This window comes from Elioraea tepidiphila DSM 17972 (genome assembly GCF_000378465.1).
Taxonomy (GTDB): Bacteria; Pseudomonadota; Alphaproteobacteria; order Acetobacterales; family Acetobacteraceae; genus Elioraea; species Elioraea tepidiphila.
The window spans coordinates 276,784-292,285 of record NZ_KB899910.1 but is presented as its reverse complement, the minus strand read 5'-3'; the positions used below and the strand labels follow the sequence as shown (position 1 = coordinate 292,285).

Here is a 15,502-nt window from a genome sequence, read left to right as displayed (position 1 = left end):
CCGGCCGTTCCGCCCGCGCGGGCGCGGCGGTAGAGTGGTCGCCATGTACGCCCCGCCTTCCTTCCGCGTGAAGGACCCGGAGGAGCTCCGGGCGATGATCGCCGGGCTCCGCTTCGCGACCATGGTCGTGAACGGACCCGAGGGCCCGGTTGCGGCGCATCTGCCGATGGTGGCGGATGCGACGCGGCCGCAGATTCTGCTTGGCCATGTCGCGCGCGCCAACCCGATCGTCACGCTGCTGCGCGAGGCGCCGGCCGCGCTCGCCTGCTTCGTCGGTCCCGGCGCCTATGTGACGCCCGCCTGGTACGCTTCGAAGCGGGAGCACGGCAAGGTCGTGCCGACCTGGAACTACATCGCGGTGCACGCGCGTGGCCGGATCGAGCCGGTGGACGACGCCGGGGAACTGCGCGCGATCGTCGCGGCGCTCACCGATGCGATGGAGGCCGATCGGCCGGAGCCCTGGGCGGTCGAGGATGCGCCGGCCGATTTCCTCGCCGGCATGCTGAAGGCGATCTTCGGCTTTCGCCTGCATGTCACCGCGCTCGAGGGCAGCGCCAAGCTCAGCCAGAACCGTCCCGCGGCCGACCATGCCGGCGTGGTCGAGGGCCTCGTCGCCTCGCCTCTGGAAACCGATCGTCTCGTTGGCGCGTTGATGCGCAAGAGGCGGCAGTAGCCGGCCGCTGCTGGACCCGGCCGCCGTGCCTGTCCGGCGGGGGCGCCGCGCAACGACAGGAGATCAGATGATGACCACGCGACGGATCATGCTGCTCGGCGGTGCCGGTCTCGCGCTGGCCGCCTGTGGCGGCACGACCACGACCCAACGTGCCGCGCCGGCCCCGGCGACCCGCACCCTCGCCACCGCGCTCGCGAGCGAGCCGAGCGTCGAACGCTTCGTCGATGCCGCCAACCGCACCCAGGCGACCGAGATGCTGAACGGGGCCGGCATCTACACGGTGTTCGCGCCGACCGACAGCGGCTGGGGCGACATTCCCGTCAGTCTGCGCGAGGACCTGTTCCCCACCAACGCGCCTGCGGACTCCGTGCGCGGCCGCGCGGTGATCAACGCGCACATCGTCGAGGGTCTCCATCCGCTGTCCGAGTTCAGCGGCCGGACGGTGACGCTGACCACGCAGAACGGCAACCGGATCGTCGTGGACGGCAGCGATCCGAACCGGGTCACGGTCCGCTCGCTGCGCGATGGCGGCTACGGCCCCGGCAGCGCGCTCGCCTTCTGGGGCGCCTCGACCATCGCGCGTGCCGACATTCCGGCCTCGAACGGGATCGTCCACATCGTCGACAAGCCGGTGCTGCCGTGAGCGTGGCCGGGCCGGTCACGCGGGTTCGGCCTCGCGCAGTTCGGCGAGCGTGAAGCTGAACAGCCGCCCGCGCCCGAGCAGGAAGGCGCGGCCGCCACGCGGAAACAGGGCGCGGATCGCGGGATCGCGTACGTCCAGCCCGCCGGTATAGGCCCCGAAGGCCGGCAGAACGACGCGCCGCGAGTCGGCGATGAAGCAGGCACGGCTCACCCATTTGCCGCGCGTCGCGATCGCCGCCTTCGGATGCAGATGGCCGGAGATCTCGCCCGGCCGTCCGGTTGCGTCATGGAGGAAGGTGAGCGGCCCCTCATGCAGCGCCGCCGTCGTCACGCCGGGCAGGCCCTCGGGTGGGGCGGGATCGTGGTTGCCCAGCACCCAGACCAGCTCCGCCGACTGCGCGAGCGCGGCGATGCGGGCGGCGTCCTCGCGCGGCAGGCGCGACGCGCCATGTCGATCGTGAAACGAGTCGCCGAGGGCGATCAGGCGCTCGGGCCTGTAGCGCCGCACCAGCGGGATCAGCCGGTCGAGCGTGGCGCGGCTGTCATAGGGCGGGATGAGCGCGCCGCGCGCGGCGAGCGACGAGCCTTTCTCCAGATGGAGATCGGCGACCGCCAGCAGCCGGCGCGCCGGCCACCACAGCACGCCCGCGGGGTCGAGCATCAGCCGCTCGCCGGCGATGTGGATCGGCGCGGCGCTCATTCGGCGAGCGGCAGCTCGCCCTGGCGCCGTCCGCGGAGGGTGCGCAGCGTCGTACGACCCTGCGTGCCGACCGCGTAGCCTGAGGGACGCTTGCGGTGACGCGCGGCATTCGCGCGATGCACGGGATGCACGGGGGGCGGCGCTGGCTCGGCCTCGCCCAGCGCCTCTGCCACCAGCGCGGCCTCCTCCGCCTCGGCGAGCAGCGCGTCCTCGCCCGCGCCGGCCACGCTCTCCTTGCCGACCTCGAGCAGCACCGGCACCGCGAGCGGCGAGACGCGCGACAGCGCCATGTGCACCACGCGGCCCTGCGCGCGCTTCAGCAGCGCGGCGACGCGGCCGACATCCACGAGGCCGCGCGCGGCGTCGGCACGCGTCGCGCGCAGCAGCACGTGGTCGGGCTCGTGCTTGCGCAGCACGTCGTAGATCAGGTCGGTGTTCACGGTGACCTGGCGTCGCGACTTCTCCGCTCCTGGATGATGCCGATCGACCAGCCCCGCGATCACCGCGACATTGCGGAAGGTGCGGCGAAGCATGGACGACTCGGCCATCCACTCCTCGAGATCGTCGCCCAGCATGTCCTCGCCGAACAGCTCGGCGACGCGGACCGGCTGGTGCGCCGACCACACGGCGACGACGTAGTCGGTGGCGACGAAGCCGAGCGGGCCGAACCCGGCGCGCTCCATCCGTCGGGTCAGCAGCATGCCCAGCGTCTGATGCGCGTTGCGGCCTTCGAAGCAGTAGGCGACCAGGAACCAGCGCCCGCCGCGCGGGAAGGTCTCCACCAGCAGGTCGTTGCGCCCGGGCAGGCGCGAGCGGGCCTTCTGCAAGCGCAGCCACTCGGCGACATCCTCGGGCAGGTCGTGCCACTGCGCCGGATCCTGCAACATCGCGCGCACGCGGTCGGCAAGGTAGGTGGTCAGCGGCAGCCGTCCGCCGGCATAGGCCGGCACCTTCGGGTCATCGCCCATCCCGGGAGAACATTCGACCATCGTCTCGTGCAGCCGATCGAAGCGCAGCAAACGGCCGGCGAACATGAACGTGTCGCCCGGCTGGAGCATCGAAACGAAGTACTCCTCGATCTCGCCGAGCACGTGCCCGCCGAAGCCGCGCCCGAGCTTCACCTTCAGCAGCGGCGCTTCGACGATCGTGCCGACGTTCATCCGGTGCTGGCGCGCGACGCGCGCGTTCGCCACGTGCAGCCGATCCTCGGCATCGCGGAACAGCTTGCGGTAGCGGTCGTAGGCCGCGAGCGCATAGCCGCCGTCCTCGACGAAGCGCACCACGTCGTCGAAGTCCCGGCGTGGCAGATCGGCATAGGGGGCTGCGCGCGTCACCTCGGCGTAGAGGTCGTCGGGATGGATCGGGCCGGCGCACACCACGCCGAGGATGTGCTGGGCGAGCACGTCGAGTCCGCCCGGCGGCGGCGGATCGCCGTCGAGGTCGCGCGCGGCCACGCCGGCGATGGCGCAGCGGCACTCCAGCACCTCGAACCGGTTCGCGGGCACGAGGATCGCGCGCGAGGGCTCGTCCCAGCGATGGTTCGCCCGCCCGATCCGCTGCATCAGGCGTGCGACGCCCTTCGGCGCGCCGACCTGGATGACGAGATCGACGTCGCCCCAGTCGATCCCGAGATCGAGCGAGGAGGTGGCGACCACCGCCTTCAGCCGCCCCTCGGCCATGGCGGCCTCGACCTTCGCCCGCTGCTCGCGCGCGAGGCTGCCGTGATGCAGCGCGATCGGCAGCGCGTCGTCGTTCAGCCGCCAGAGCGCCTGGAACACCAACTCGGCCTGGGCGCGGGTGTTGACGAACACGATCGCCGTGCGTGCCTCGCGGATCATGTTGTAGATCGCGGGTGCTGCGAGCAGGCCCATGTGCCCCGACCACGGCAGGGCTCCGTCCGGCAGGCGAACGGCGATCTCGGGTGCCGCGCCCTCGGGCGCCTCGACGATCGCGACGCCCGTGCCACGACCGTCGGCCGAGAGGAAGGCGACGAGCGGGGCACGATGCGGCACGGTGGCCGACAGCCCGACGCGCCGGGCGCCGGGTGCGAGTGTGGCCAGCCGCGACAGGCAGAGCGCCAACTGATCGCCCCGCTTGGTGCCCGCGAGCGCGTGGATCTCGTCCACGACGATGGTCGAGAGCCCGGCGAAGGTCCGGCCCGAATCCTCCATCGACAGCATCACCGCCAGGCTCTCGGGCGTCGTCAGCAGGATCTGCGGTGGGGTCTCGCGCTGACGCCGCCGGGTCGCGGCATCGGTGTCGCCGGTGCGGGTCTCGATCGCGATCGGCAGCCCCATCTCGGTGACGGGGCGCGTCAGGTTGCGCGCGATGTCGGTCGCAAGCGCCTTCAGCGGCGAGACGTAGAGCGTGTGCAGTCCCTCCCGCGGCGCCTCGGCGAGGGCGGCAAGCGTCGGCAGGAACCCGGCGAGCGTCTTGCCTGCCCCGGTCGGCGCGATCAGCAGCGCCGAGCGGCCCGCGCGCGCTTCCGCCAGCATCGCAAGCTGGTGCGGATGCGGGCGCCAGGAGCGGGCGGCGAACCAGGCCGCAAGTGGAGCCGGCAGCGAGGGTGTTCCGGTTTCGTGCACACCCCAACTATAGGGAGACCCATGCGATCCGCCACGCCGCACCCCGAATCCTGGCTCAAGGTCACACCCGGCGGGCTCTGGTGCGAGCCGGCCGATCTCTACATCGACCCGGCCCGTGCGGTACCGCGCGCGGTCGTGACACACGCGCACTCGGACCACGCGCGACCCGGCCACGGCGCGTCCCCGCGGTGCCGAGCCGCGGGGACGTTGCGTTTCGGGATCAGCTCGCCGGCCGGCGCGCGGCAGCCAGCGCGAGGCCGAGCGCGACCATCGCCCCGCCTGATGCTTGGCGCAGTCGGCGGATCAGCCCCGGTCGCCGCGCCGCGCCGTCGCGGACGCGCGCAGCCCAGACCACGACGAGCGCATCGACGGCGGTGTTCAGCACGACCGAGATCGTCCCCAGCAGCACGAACTGCGCCGCAACCGCACCGGCCGGATCGACGAATTGCGGGATGAAGGCGAGGAAGAAGGCAGCGGTCTTCGGGTTCAGCGCCTCCACCACGATGCCGTCGCGGAAGCCCGAGCGCGGGCGCGGCGCCAGGCCGGCTTGGGGCAGCGGAACCACTGTTCCGGCCTCGCGCCAGATCCGGATGCCGATCCACACCAGATAGAGCGCGCCGGCGATCTTCAGCAAGGTGAACGCCTCGGCACTGGCAAGCACCAGCGCCGAGACGCCCGCGGCGCCGGCGGCGACGTGCACGAGCCCGCCAAGCCCCGTGCCGAGCGTGCAGCCGAGCCCCTCCGCCCGTCCGCCGGCGAGCGTGCGGGCAGCGACGAACATGATCCCGGGCCCCGGCGTGATCGCGATGACGAGGGCGGCACCAAGGAAGAGCAGGAAAGCGGCGAGGTCGATCATGACGGCAGGATAGGGTGTGCCTTCCTTCGCGTCGTGCGCGGACCATCTCTAGCAGGCATGCGTCCCCATCCCGAGACCTGGCTCAAGGTCACGCCCGGCGGGCTCTGGTGCGAGCCCGCTGATCTCTTCATCGACCCCGCCCGGGCGGTGCCGCGCGCCGTCGTTACACACGCGCACTCGGACCACGCGCGGCCCGGCCATGGCGCGGTGCTGGCAACCGCCGAGACGCTCGCGCTGATGACGCGCCGGCTCGGCGAGGGGCGGGCCGGGGAGACGCAGCAGGCGCTCGGCTACGGCGAGCCGATCGACGTGAACGGCGTGCGGATCACGCTGCGCCCTGCGGGCCATGTGCTCGGCAGCGCGCAGGTGGTGCTGGAGTGGCAAGGGAGCCGCGCGGTGGTCTCGGGCGACTACACGCCGCGGCCGCAGGCGACTTGTGCCACCTTCGAGCCCGTGCCCTGCGACGTGTTCGTCACCGAGGCGACCTTCGCGCTGCCGGTGTTCCGCCACCCGCCGGCCGAGGGCGAGATCGCGCGGCTGCTGCACAGTCTGTACGTGTTTCCCGAGCGCACGCACGTCGTCGGTGTCTATGCGCTGGGCAAGTGCCAGCGCGTGGTGAGCCTGCTGCGCGCGAGCGGCTATGATGCGCCGATCTATCTGCACGGCGCGCTGCCGCCGATGACCGAGATCTATCGGTCGTTCGGGCAGGATTTCGGCGACCTCCGCCCCGCCACGGTCGCGAACAAGGAGGCGCTGAAGGGCGCGATCGTGCTCGCCCCGCCCGGCGCGATCCAGGATCGCTGGGCACGACGGCTGAACGATCCCGTCGTGGCGCTGGCCTCGGGCTGGATGCGGGTGCGCCAGCGCGCCAAGAGCCGGGGCGTCGAACTGCCGCTGGTGATCTCCGATCATGCCGACTGGGACGAGCTGAACGCCACGATCGACGCGGTTGGGGCGCCCGAGGTGTGGGTGACGCACGGGCGCGAGGAGGCGCTCATCCATGCCTGCGCGCAGCGCGGTGTGCGCGGCCGGGCGCTGCACCTGATCGGCCGCGGCGAGGAGGACGAGGCAACGGAGGAGGCTGCGTGAAAGCCTTCGCCGCGTTGCTGGAGCGGCTGGTGTTCACGCCGGCGCGCAGCACCAAGCTCGCGCTGCTACGCGACTGGATCGCGACCCAGCCCGATCCCGATCGCGGCATCGGGCTTGCCGCGATCACCGGTGAGCTTTCGTTCAGCACCGCCAAAGCCGGGCTGATCCGCGCGCTCGCCGCCGAGCGGACCGATCCTGTGCTGTTCGCCTGGAGCTATGACTATGTCGGCGACCTTGCCGAGACGGTAAGCCTGATCTGGCCGGCGCGTGCGGGCGTGAACGCCGCGCCACCCTCGCTCGCCGCGGTGGCCGAGGCGCTGGCAACGGCGGCCAAGGCCGATCTGCCGGGGCTCGTCGCAGGCTGGCTCGATGCGCTGGATGCGTCGTCGCGGGTCGCGCTGCTGAAGCTGATCACCGGCGGCCTGCGCGTCGGCGTCTCGGCACGGCTCGCGAAAGTCGCGCTCGCGGAGCACTTCGCCCGGCCGGTGGACGAGATCGAGGAGGCCTGGCCCGCGGTCGATCCGCCCTACCTGCCGCTGTTCCGCTGGCTGGAGGGCGCCGGCCCGCAACCACGCGCGGCCGATGCGCCGGTGCTCCGTCCGCTGATGCTGGCCAACCCGCTGGAGGAGGGCGAGCTCGCAGTGCTCGATCCAGCATCGTATCGTGCCGAGTGGAAATGGGACGGCATCCGCGTGCAGCTGGTCGCCACACGGCTCGGCCAGCGGATCTGGTCGCGCGGCGGCGAGGACATCACCCGCGCCTTTCCGGAGGTCGCGGGCGCGATGGAGGGGCTGCACGCGGTGCTGGACGGCGAGCTGCTGGTGATCCGGAATGGCGTGGTCGCGCCGTTCAGCGATCTCCAGCAGCGGCTGAACCGCAAGTCGGTCGGGCCGAAGCTGCTGCGGGACTATCCCTGCGCGGTGCGACTCTACGACATCCTGTTCGAGGGAGAGGAGGACCTGCGCGGATTGCCGTTCGACGCGCGGCGGGCGCGACTTGAGGCGTGGATTGACCGGTTCCGTCCCGAGCGCATGGACCTCTCGGCGCTGGTGCCGTTCGCCTCCTGGGATGAACTGTCGCGGCTGCGCGATGGCGCGCGCGAGGCGGCGATCGAAGGGCTGATGCTCAAGCGTGCCGACAGCCCCTATCTCGCCGGGCGGCCGAAGGGGCCGTGGTTCAAGTGGAAGCGCGATCCGCTGACCATCGATGCGGTGCTGATGTACGCGCAGCGCGGCCACGGCAAGCGCTCGTCGTTCTACTCGGATTATACTTTCGGGCTGTGGCGCGCGGACGGCGAGCTCGTGCCCGTCGGCAAGGCGTATTTCGGCTTCACCGACCAGGAGCTCGCCTGGCTCGATCGCTGGATCCGCAACAACACGGTCAATCGCTTCGGCCCGGTGCGCGAGGTCGAGAAGGCGCTGGTGCTGGAGATCGCCTTCGACGCGGCGCAGCTCTCGACGCGGCACAAATCCGGCGTTGCGCTGCGCTTCCCGCGCATCAGCCGCATCCGCAGCGACAAGCCCGCGGCCGAGGCGGACGCGCTGGACACGCTCTTGCGACTTGTCGAGAACCGACCGGATCGTCCATCGGGCTCAGCGGTTGCCGTAAGGGAGGGCGCATGGCCAAGGCGATCCACATGATGATCCGCGTGATGGACGAGCAGCGATCGGTGGAGTTCTACCGACAGGCGCTGGGCCTCGGGATCGCGGACCGGTTCGTGTTCGACTCATTCACGCTGGTCTATCTTCGGAATCCGGAGGCCGATTTCGAGATCGAGCTGACGGTCAACCACGGCCGGACCGAGCCCCACACGCTCGGGAACGGCTACGGACATGTGGCCGTGGCGGTGGACGATCTTGATGCGGAGCATGCGCGGCTCGCCGCAGCGGGGTTCGCGCCCGAGCCCATCAAGGAGTTCCATCGCGAGGGCGCGTTGATGGCCCGGTTCTTCTTCCTGACCGATCCCGATGGCTACCGGGTCGAGGTCTTGCAGCGTCACGGACGGTATCGGTGACGTCGGGGGCAGGGGCGTGCCGGCGGCATCTCGGCGTGGTTCTCGCGGTGGGGCTTGCAGGGGCCGGCGCCGCGGAGGCCGCACCAGAGCCGGAAGGGCGCTGGGCTGTCACCGGCTTGCTGGGCATATCGGTCTACGATGCCACCCTGGGTCAGACCATCGGGGAGCCATGGACCCGCACGCTCGGGGAGGACACGTTGCTCGGGCTCGCGGGCTCCTATCAGCTCATGCGTTTCTGGCGTTGGTTCACACTGGATGCGGAGCTCGGCGCGGGGGCACGGCTCGGCCAGACCGAAGCAGCCGAGGGCTGGGCGGCGCTCTATCTCCGCTTCGACGGGTTTCCCTGGCGCGAGCGGCTTTACACCAGCGTCGGCGTGAGCACGGGAGTCAACGTTGTCTCGCGCCTGCCGCGCGAGGAGACGGGCCGGCCTTGGGACCCGAAGCCGAGCCGGTCGCATCTGTTGCACTATCTCTCGCCCGAGATCGCGATCGCGCTGCCGCATCGACGTCAGCACGAGCTGGTTCTTCGGGTGCACCATCGCAGCGGTGTCTACGGCACGTTCAACGGCGTGCGCGGAGGGTCCGACGTGATCGCGATCGGCTACCGGTACCGGCTGCCGTTCCATTGACCGCGCGCCGCGCGCGTGGTGCGCTCGGGCCTCCACCGAACAGGGAGGTTCCATCCGGATGATCGAGAACCATGCGCTGGCGCGCATCAAGGCGGGCGGAGTCGCGCTCGGGCTCGGCGTGCATCACCTGCGCACGGCGGCGACCGGGATGCTGGCCGAGGCCGCCGGGTTCGACTGGCTGTTCATCGATGCCGAGCATGGCGGGTTCAGCGAGGACCAGGCGACCCAGATCGCGATCGCGGCACTGCCGACGCGGGTGACGCCGATCGTACGGGTGTGCAAGGGCGCGCTCGATCAGGCGCCGCGCGTGCTCGACAACGGTGCGATGGGGGTGGTGATCCCGCATATCGACACGGCCGAGGAGGCGCGCGCGGTGGTGGATGCCTGCAAGTATCCGCCGCTCGGGCATCGCAGTCTTGGCGGGCCGCCGGCGCAGGCGCGGTTCGTGGCGATGCCCGCGGGCGAGCTGATGGCGGAGATGAACCAGCGGCTGCTGACGGTGGTGATGATCGAGACGCCTCAGGCGGTGGAGAACGCCGAGGCAATCGCGGCGGTGCCGGGGATCGACAGCCTGATGATCGGCACCTCGGATCTGACGGCCGAGATGGGCATTCCTGGCCAGATCGGGCATGAGCGCGTGAAGGCGGCCTATGCGGCGGTGATCGGCGCTTGCGCCAAGCATGGCAAGATCGCCGGCATGGGCGGCGTGTATGACGAGCAGAATGCGCCGATCTATATCGGCATGGGCGTGCGGCTCGTGTTGTCGGGCAGCGACCATGCGCTGATGATGCCGGCGTTGAAGGCGCGCGCCGGGTTCCTGAGGTCCATTGCCGTGTAATGGGTTCCAAGGGCCAATGGCCCTTGGCGGGTGCAGGGCGGAGTCCTGCCGGGGGATCGGGGGCGGAGCCCCGTTCCTCACTCGGCGAAGTAGAGCCGCGCAGGATTGTCCACCAGGATCATCTCGCGCGTCTTCGCATCGGGCACCCAGTCGAGCAGCAGGTCGAGTTCCTTCGCGTCGTCGGGCTTGGGGTTCATGTTCGGGTGCGGCCAGTTGGCGCCGTAGAGCAGGCGGTCCGGCCGCGTCTCGACGAGCGCGCGCACGCGCTGTTCGACATCGCCGTATGGCCACCCCGTGCTCGACGAGTAGTAGAACCCGGAGAGCTTTACGTAGACCTTGCCGGTCTCGACCATGCGCAGCAGCGCCTGGAAGGCGGGGTGTGTGGCGGTCGCCATGGCGCCAGGGCCGGGCGGAACGCGTCCGAGATGGTCGATGATCACAGGGCAGGGGAGGCGGGCGATCAGGTCGGCCCAGGCGGGCATCTTCGTGCCGTTCGGGTCCTGCATGATGATGTGCCAGCCCAGCGGCGCGATGCGTTTCGTCATCGGCTCGACATCGTCGAGCGTGAGCCACTTCGAGCCGAAGAAGAAGCGGAGCCCGCGCGCGCCTTGCGCGTGAAGGGCGCGGAATCCGGCCTCGGTCTCGTCGGGTTTGGTGATGACGACGGCACGGGCGCGCTCGATGCCGATCTTCTCGACGGCTTCGAGGGTGCAGCGGTTGTCGTGGCCGTAGGCGCCGGCCTGGACCACCGCGACGCGGTCGAAGCCGAGGCCATCCATCAGCGCGGCCTTGTAGGCCCGCCAGTCATAGGTCTTCTCGCCGATCTCGGGGGCGAGATAGGGGAAGCGGTCGGGGTCGTAGACGTGGCTGTGGCATTCCACCGCGCCGCGCGGCAGGACGAGTTGCGGGCGTGTGGTGGCGGCCATCGTCGTGATCCTCCCTGAACGGCGGTTGGGCGCAGTCTAGAAGCGGGATCGCGGCGGGCAACCCGGATGCGGAAATCAGTTGCGAACCGCTCGCATCTGCCCTAGAAAGTCGCTGCGAATGATTTGCAACTGCAGGACGGACAGATCCCATGACCGATCGCTCACCGATCCATCTCCGCCGCCGCTCGGCCCTGCTCGGCGGGGCGGCCCTGCTCGCCGCGCCCGGGTTGCTACGGGCGCAGGAGCGCGTCGTGAACGTCTACTCCAGCCGCCACTACGACACGGACCGCGCGCTCTACGATGGCTTCACGGCCGTCTCGGGCGGCGTGCGCGTGCGCCTGATCGAGGGTGATGCTGACCAGCTGATCGAGCGCATCCGCAACGAGGGCGCGAACAGCCCGGCGGACGTGCTGGTGACCGTGGATGCGGCCCGGCTGGTGCGCGCGATGGACGCAGACCTGCTCGCGCCGGTGCGGAGCCAGGTGCTGGAGAGCCGCATTCCGGCGCATCTGCGCGACCCCGACGGCCACTGGTTCGGTCTTTCGAAGCGCGCCCGCGTGCTGATCGTGCCGAAGGACTGGACGCCGCCAAAGCCGATCGCCCGCTACGAGGACATCGCCGATCCGGCGTTCCGGAACACGATCCTCGTGCGCAGCTCGAACCACGTCTACAACATCTCGCTCGCCGGTTCGATCCTCGCGGCAAATGGCGAGGCGGCGCTCGAGTCCTGGGCGCGCGGCGTGGTCGCCAATATGGCGCGGCCGCCCCAGGGCGGCGATACCCCGCAGATCATGGCGGTGGCGGCCGGGCAGGGACGGATCGCGATCAGCAACACCTACTACTTCGCGCGGCTGCTGCGATCGGACAAGGCCGACGAGAAGGCGGCAGCGGCGGCACTGAAAGTGATCTTCCCGAACCAGGCGGATCGCGGAACGCATGTGAACATCTCGGGCGCCGGCGTGGTGCGCACCGCACCGCACCGCGAGGTGGCGCAGGCCTTCATCGAGTACCTGACCTCGATCACCGCGCAGGAGATGTTCGCCAACGGGAACAACGAGTATCCGGTGGTCGATGAGGTGCGTGTCGTGCCCGAGGTCGCCGCTTGGGGCCGGTTCAAGGAGGACCGGCTGAACGCCACTGCCTATGCGAAGAACGGCGCCCAGGCGCTGGCGATCATGCAGCGCGCCGGCTGGCGCTGACGCGGTCGCGGCAGGGGGGCTTCGGCCCCCTTCTTCCGTCCCTCAACTGAGAATGGTTCGCAAATGCCGGTGAGCCCCTGCACCGATCCCCTCCGCCATTCCGATCCGGCCGCGCTGTCGCCGTCCGCCCGGCTGGTTCTCGACGCGGTGCGGGGCTGGTTCGACGCCGGCGGCGGGCACGGACCCGGCCTCTGTCTCACGCTCGCGCGCGCCGGCCTGCCTGCCGTGGCGGTGACGCGGCTTGCGGCCGCGCTCAGCCTGATCGGCGTCTCTGGCCGCCGCGGGATCGCGCTGCACGCCCCCGGATCGGCCGGCCTGTCGCGCGACGAGGGGCAACTGCTGATCGCGCTCGCGGCCCTGCAGGCGGGCGAGCCGTGGCGGGCTCAGCGGGCCGCTGCCAAGTGGCTGCCGCCCCGGCTCGTGCCACGCATGATCGGGTTGCTTGCGGCGTTCGCGGCCGCCCTTGCCTCGGCGGGGCTGCGTCTGCCGCGCGAGCCGGTCGACGAGACCGCGCTACCGCCGGCGTGGCCGCCGGGCCGGCCTCCGTTGCTGCATTGAATCGATTCGTCGCGCTGCCTCCCCTCGCGGCGCGATGGTCCCCGGGCGCCCGGACCCGTTCCCCCGGTGACGCCCCAATATCGCTCCGTTCGACTTGCGCCCCGCACAAGCGGGGCGCTTTTCTCTGCGCGACAAACCCTGCGCACCAAGGCGAAGGCTTCCTGCGCGGGATACGCGATCTCCTTTGGCGCGCAGCCGCCGCACTAGCCCTCTGAGCGAAACCTTCCGCGCGAAGATTAAACCGTCGTACGGAGCGTATCAATCCTGTCCGATGCGCTTCATCGCGCGCGACAGGATGATCACGGGGATCAGACCCACCGCGACGATCAGCAATGCGGCCGTGCTCGCCTGGGCGAGCTTCTCGTCGGAGGCGAGCTGATAGACCCGAACCGCTAGCGTATCGAGATCGAAGGGGCGCACGATCAGCGTCGCCGGCAGCTCCTTCATCGTGTCGACGAACACGAGCAGCACGGCGGCGATCAGGCTGCCGCGCAGCAGCGGCAGGTGCACGGCCAGCAGCGTCCGCCCCGGGCCGCGGCCGAGCACGCGTGAGGCATCCTCGACCGATGGCCGGATGCGGCCGAGTCCGGCCTCGACCGAGGAGAGCGCGACCGCCAGGAACCGCACGACATAGGCGAACACGAGCGCGGCCATCGTGCCGGAGAGCAGGAGCCCCGTGGAGATGCCGAAGCGCGCGCGCATCCAGGCATCGACCGCATTGTCGAAGGCACCGAACGGCACGAGCACGCCGACTGCGATCACGGAGCCCGGGATCGCATAGCCAAGCGAAGCGATTCGGGACGCTGTGCGCATGAAACGTGTGCCATGCAGCCGGACGCCATACGCCACCACGACCGCCACCGCCGTCGCCACGACCGCGGCGATGCCGGCGAGCAGCAGGCTGTTGCGCGCGAACGGCACGATCGTGGGGCCGAACAGCGGATCCCCATCGCTCAGCGCAAAGCGAAGCAGGACGCCAGCGGGCAGCAGGAAGCCGAACGAGATCGGTACAGCGCAGGTCATCACCGCTGCTGCCGCCGCTCCTGTCGGCAGCCTCGTCCGTGCCAGGAACTGGTGCTTCGAGGATGTATTGTGGAAGCGCTGCGATCCGCGGGCGGCGCGCTCGAGCGCCAGCAGGACGGCGATCACGCCCATCAGGCAGGCGGCCAGTTGCAGTGCGGCGATGCGGTCGCCCATGTTCAGCCAGGCCTGGTAGATGCCGGTCGTGAAGGTGTCGACCGCGAAATGCCGCACGGTGGCGAAGTCGGCGAGCGCCTCCATCAGCGCGAGCCCCGTGCCGGCCGCGATCGCCGGGCGCGCGAGCGGCAGGCAGACGCGGAAGAAGGCCCGCCGCTGGGTGCAGCCGAGCGTGCGCGCGACCTCGGTCAGGCACACCGACTGTTCGAGGAAGGCCGCGCGCGCCAGCAGATAGACATAGGGGTAGAGCACCAGCCCCAGCATCGCGATGGCGCCCTCGATGCTGCGGATCTCGGGGAACCAGTACTCGCCCCAGGCAAGCCCGAAGGTCGCCCGCAGCCAGGTCTGAACCGGCCCGGTGAACTCGAGCAGGTCGGTGTAGACATAGGCCATCACATAGGCCGGCATCGCGAGCGGCAGCAGCAGCGCGACCTCGAACACGCGCCGGCCCGGGAACTCGTGCACCGTCACCAGCCAGGCGGTCGAGGTGCCGATGGCGATGGTCAGGACGCCGACGCCGAGGGCGAGGAGGACCGAGTTGACGACGTAGTCGGCGAGCACCGTCTCGGCGATGTGTCGCCAGGCAGGGCCGGCGGGCGCGAGCGCACCGCCCAGCACGGCAAGGATCGGTGCGGCGACGGCCGTTGCGACCAGCAGCGCGGCCACGGTCCAGCCCGAGGGCAGGCGTGCAGTGAAGCGGAGCAGTGGGCGGGGCTGGTCGAGCGCGATGTCGGGCGGCACGGGTCTCGGGGGCGGGCGGGCCCGCACTCCTTGCGAATGGTTCTCACTTGCATGCCTAGCACAGCGGACACCGCGGGGCCAGTGACCTGCCAATGGGCCGGTACTGTCAACCTGAGCGGCGGGCGCGGCGGCGGGGGCGGACTGCCGGGCGCGATCCGTGTGCCCGCGGGCGGCCGCTACTCCGCCGCCTTGCCCGCCCGCCACTCCGCGACCGAGATGCGCGGGATCTCGATCCGATCCGTCGTGCGCGCATACCAACCGCGGCCATGCATGCGCCCGATCAGCCCGAGCCTGGGCGTGTCGATGTAGCACTTGGCGGCATCGAGCACGCAGTCGTCGCGCACATGCATCGCCAGCACCTTGCCCATCACCACCGCGCGGCCGTTGCCGAGTTCCACCACCGCCAGCCGCTCGCATTCCAGCGCGACCGGGCTCTCCGCGATCCGGGGCGGCGCGACGGTCGTGCTGGCGAGCGGCGTCAGCTTGGCCATCGCGAGTTCGTCCACGCCGGGATCGACATCGATCGCGGTGATGTTCATGGCGTGCACGGTGTCCTCGGAGACGAGGTTGACGACGAACTGTCCGGTACGGCGGATGTTCGTGCCCGTGTCCTTGAGTTCGCCCTTCTTCGGGCCGATGCCGATGCACACCACCGGCGGGTCGTTGCCCATCACATTGAAGAAACTGTAGGGCGCGGCGTTCACCCGCCCCTCGGTGTCGCGGGTGGTGACCCACGCGATCGGCCGCGGCACCACGGTGGAGACCAGCAGCTTATAGACGTTGTCGGCGGACAGGTCGGCGAAGTCGAACAGCATGGCGGGTCTCCGAGGTCGCGCGTGCGGCTGAGATGGGGGC

The 15,502-nt window shown here is 70.6% G+C and carries 15 protein-coding genes; 9 read left to right on the top strand and 6 right to left on the bottom strand.

Annotated features, from left to right (window positions below; translation table 11 throughout):
- Positions 1-43 precede the first annotated feature (43 nt).
- Both F563_RS0101320 and F563_RS0101315 read left to right on the top strand, forming a co-directional pair.
- Positions 44-673, top strand: coding sequence for an FMN-binding negative transcriptional regulator (locus F563_RS0101320; RefSeq protein ID WP_026299227.1), 630 nt, complete (start codon positions 44-46; stop codon positions 671-673).
- Between the two features lie 70 nt (positions 674-743).
- The gene (locus F563_RS0101315; protein WP_162140556.1) at positions 744-1,316 is read left to right on the top strand and encodes a fasciclin domain-containing protein; all 573 of its coding nucleotides are present in this window, start codon (positions 744-746) and stop codon (positions 1,314-1,316) included.
- 15 nt (positions 1,317-1,331) lie between these two features.
- Here F563_RS0101315 and pdeM read toward each other — a convergent pair whose 3' ends face one another.
- From pdeM to F563_RS0101300, 3 genes are all read right to left on the bottom strand, one after another.
- Positions 1,332-2,015, bottom strand: coding sequence for a ligase-associated DNA damage response endonuclease PdeM (pdeM, locus tag F563_RS0101310; RefSeq protein ID WP_019012832.1), 684 nt, complete (start codon positions 2,013-2,015; stop codon positions 1,332-1,334).
- Positions 2,012-4,600, bottom strand: coding sequence for a ligase-associated DNA damage response DEXH box helicase (locus tag F563_RS21145; RefSeq protein WP_019012831.1), 2,589 nt, complete (start codon positions 4,598-4,600; stop codon positions 2,012-2,014). The genes pdeM and F563_RS21145 overlap by 4 nt, the downstream gene beginning before the upstream one ends.
- Before the next feature lie 220 nt (positions 4,601-4,820).
- Entirely contained in the window at positions 4,821-5,456 is a 636-nt protein-coding gene (locus tag F563_RS0101300) for a LysE family translocator (protein ID WP_019012830.1), read from the bottom strand.
- A gap of 57 nt (positions 5,457-5,513) precedes the next feature.
- Here F563_RS0101300 and F563_RS0101295 point away from each other — a divergent pair, with 57 nt between their 5' ends.
- From F563_RS0101295 to F563_RS0101275, 5 genes are read left to right on the top strand one after another with little or no spacing between them, the layout of a single operon-like run.
- A complete protein-coding gene (locus F563_RS0101295) occupies positions 5,514-6,545 on the top strand; it encodes a ligase-associated DNA damage response exonuclease (protein WP_019012829.1) in 1,032 nt (343 codons plus the stop codon).
- Positions 6,542-8,185, top strand: a complete 1,644-nt coding sequence (locus tag F563_RS0101290) for a cisplatin damage response ATP-dependent DNA ligase (protein ID WP_019012828.1) — start codon at positions 6,542-6,544, stop codon at positions 8,183-8,185. Before F563_RS0101295 ends, F563_RS0101290 begins: the two co-directional genes overlap by 4 nt.
- Positions 8,164-8,559 (top strand): VOC family protein, encoded by a 396-nt coding sequence (locus F563_RS0101285; protein ID WP_019012827.1) that lies wholly within the window; start codon positions 8,164-8,166, stop codon positions 8,557-8,559. The genes F563_RS0101290 and F563_RS0101285 overlap by 22 nt, the downstream gene beginning before the upstream one ends.
- A 35-nt stretch (positions 8,560-8,594) precedes the next feature.
- Positions 8,595-9,188 carry a hypothetical protein gene (locus F563_RS21140; RefSeq protein ID WP_156825013.1) on the top strand — a complete coding sequence of 198 codons (594 nt, stop codon included), beginning with the start codon at positions 8,595-8,597 and terminating at the stop codon, positions 9,186-9,188.
- 58 nt (positions 9,189-9,246) lie between these two features.
- Entirely contained in the window at positions 9,247-10,026 is a 780-nt protein-coding gene (locus F563_RS0101275) for an HpcH/HpaI aldolase family protein (protein WP_019012825.1), read from the top strand.
- Between the two features lie 77 nt (positions 10,027-10,103).
- Here the strand turns inward: F563_RS0101275 and F563_RS21135 are convergent, their stop codons facing one another.
- The gene (locus tag F563_RS21135; protein WP_019012824.1) at positions 10,104-10,952 is read right to left on the bottom strand and encodes an amidohydrolase family protein; all 849 of its coding nucleotides are present in this window, start codon (positions 10,950-10,952) and stop codon (positions 10,104-10,106) included.
- Positions 10,953-11,101: 149 nt separating this feature from the next.
- Here F563_RS21135 and F563_RS0101265 point away from each other — a divergent pair, with 149 nt between their 5' ends.
- Both F563_RS0101265 and F563_RS0101260 read left to right on the top strand, forming a co-directional pair.
- Positions 11,102-12,151 carry an extracellular solute-binding protein gene (locus F563_RS0101265; RefSeq protein WP_019012823.1) on the top strand — a complete coding sequence of 350 codons (1,050 nt, stop codon included), beginning with the start codon at positions 11,102-11,104 and terminating at the stop codon, positions 12,149-12,151.
- A gap of 69 nt (positions 12,152-12,220) precedes the next feature.
- Complete coding sequence (locus tag F563_RS0101260) at positions 12,221-12,709, top strand: hypothetical protein (RefSeq protein WP_211211306.1); 489 nt, start codon at positions 12,221-12,223, stop codon at positions 12,707-12,709.
- 258 nt (positions 12,710-12,967) lie between these two features.
- Here F563_RS0101260 and F563_RS0101255 read toward each other — a convergent pair whose 3' ends face one another.
- Complete coding sequence (locus F563_RS0101255) at positions 12,968-14,647, bottom strand: ABC transporter permease (RefSeq protein WP_019012821.1); 1,680 nt, start codon at positions 14,645-14,647, stop codon at positions 12,968-12,970.
- Positions 14,648-14,823: 176 nt separating this feature from the next.
- Positions 14,824-15,462 carry a flavin reductase family protein gene (locus tag F563_RS0101250; protein ID WP_019012820.1) on the bottom strand — a complete coding sequence of 213 codons (639 nt, stop codon included), beginning with the start codon at positions 15,460-15,462 and terminating at the stop codon, positions 14,824-14,826.
- Positions 15,463-15,502: the final 40 nt, after the last annotated feature.

What these genes read in the sequence shown, in the direction of transcription:
- F563_RS0101320 (WP_026299227.1), top strand. Translation starts at nt 44, where the DNA reads ATGTACGCCCCGCCTTCCTTCCGCGTGAAGGACCCGGAGGAGCTCCGG.
- F563_RS0101315 (WP_162140556.1), top strand. Translation starts at nt 744, where the DNA reads ATGACCACGCGACGGATCATGCTGCTCGGCGGTGCCGGTCTCGCGCTG.
- pdeM (WP_019012832.1), bottom strand. Translation starts at nt 2,015, where the DNA reads ATGAGCGCCGCGCCGATCCACATCGCCGGCGAGCGGCTGATGCTCGAC.
- F563_RS0101300 (WP_019012830.1), bottom strand. Translation starts at nt 5,456, where the DNA reads ATGATCGACCTCGCCGCTTTCCTGCTCTTCCTTGGTGCCGCCCTCGTC.
- F563_RS0101295 (WP_019012829.1), top strand. Translation starts at nt 5,514, where the DNA reads ATGCGTCCCCATCCCGAGACCTGGCTCAAGGTCACGCCCGGCGGGCTC.
- F563_RS0101285 (WP_019012827.1), top strand. Translation starts at nt 8,164, where the DNA reads ATGGCCAAGGCGATCCACATGATGATCCGCGTGATGGACGAGCAGCGA.
- F563_RS0101275 (WP_019012825.1), top strand. Translation starts at nt 9,247, where the DNA reads ATGATCGAGAACCATGCGCTGGCGCGCATCAAGGCGGGCGGAGTCGCG.
- F563_RS21135 (WP_019012824.1), bottom strand. Translation starts at nt 10,952, where the DNA reads ATGGCCGCCACCACACGCCCGCAACTCGTCCTGCCGCGCGGCGCGGTG.
- F563_RS0101265 (WP_019012823.1), top strand. Translation starts at nt 11,102, where the DNA reads ATGACCGATCGCTCACCGATCCATCTCCGCCGCCGCTCGGCCCTGCTC.
- F563_RS0101250 (WP_019012820.1), bottom strand. Translation starts at nt 15,462, where the DNA reads ATGCTGTTCGACTTCGCCGACCTGTCCGCCGACAACGTCTATAAGCTG.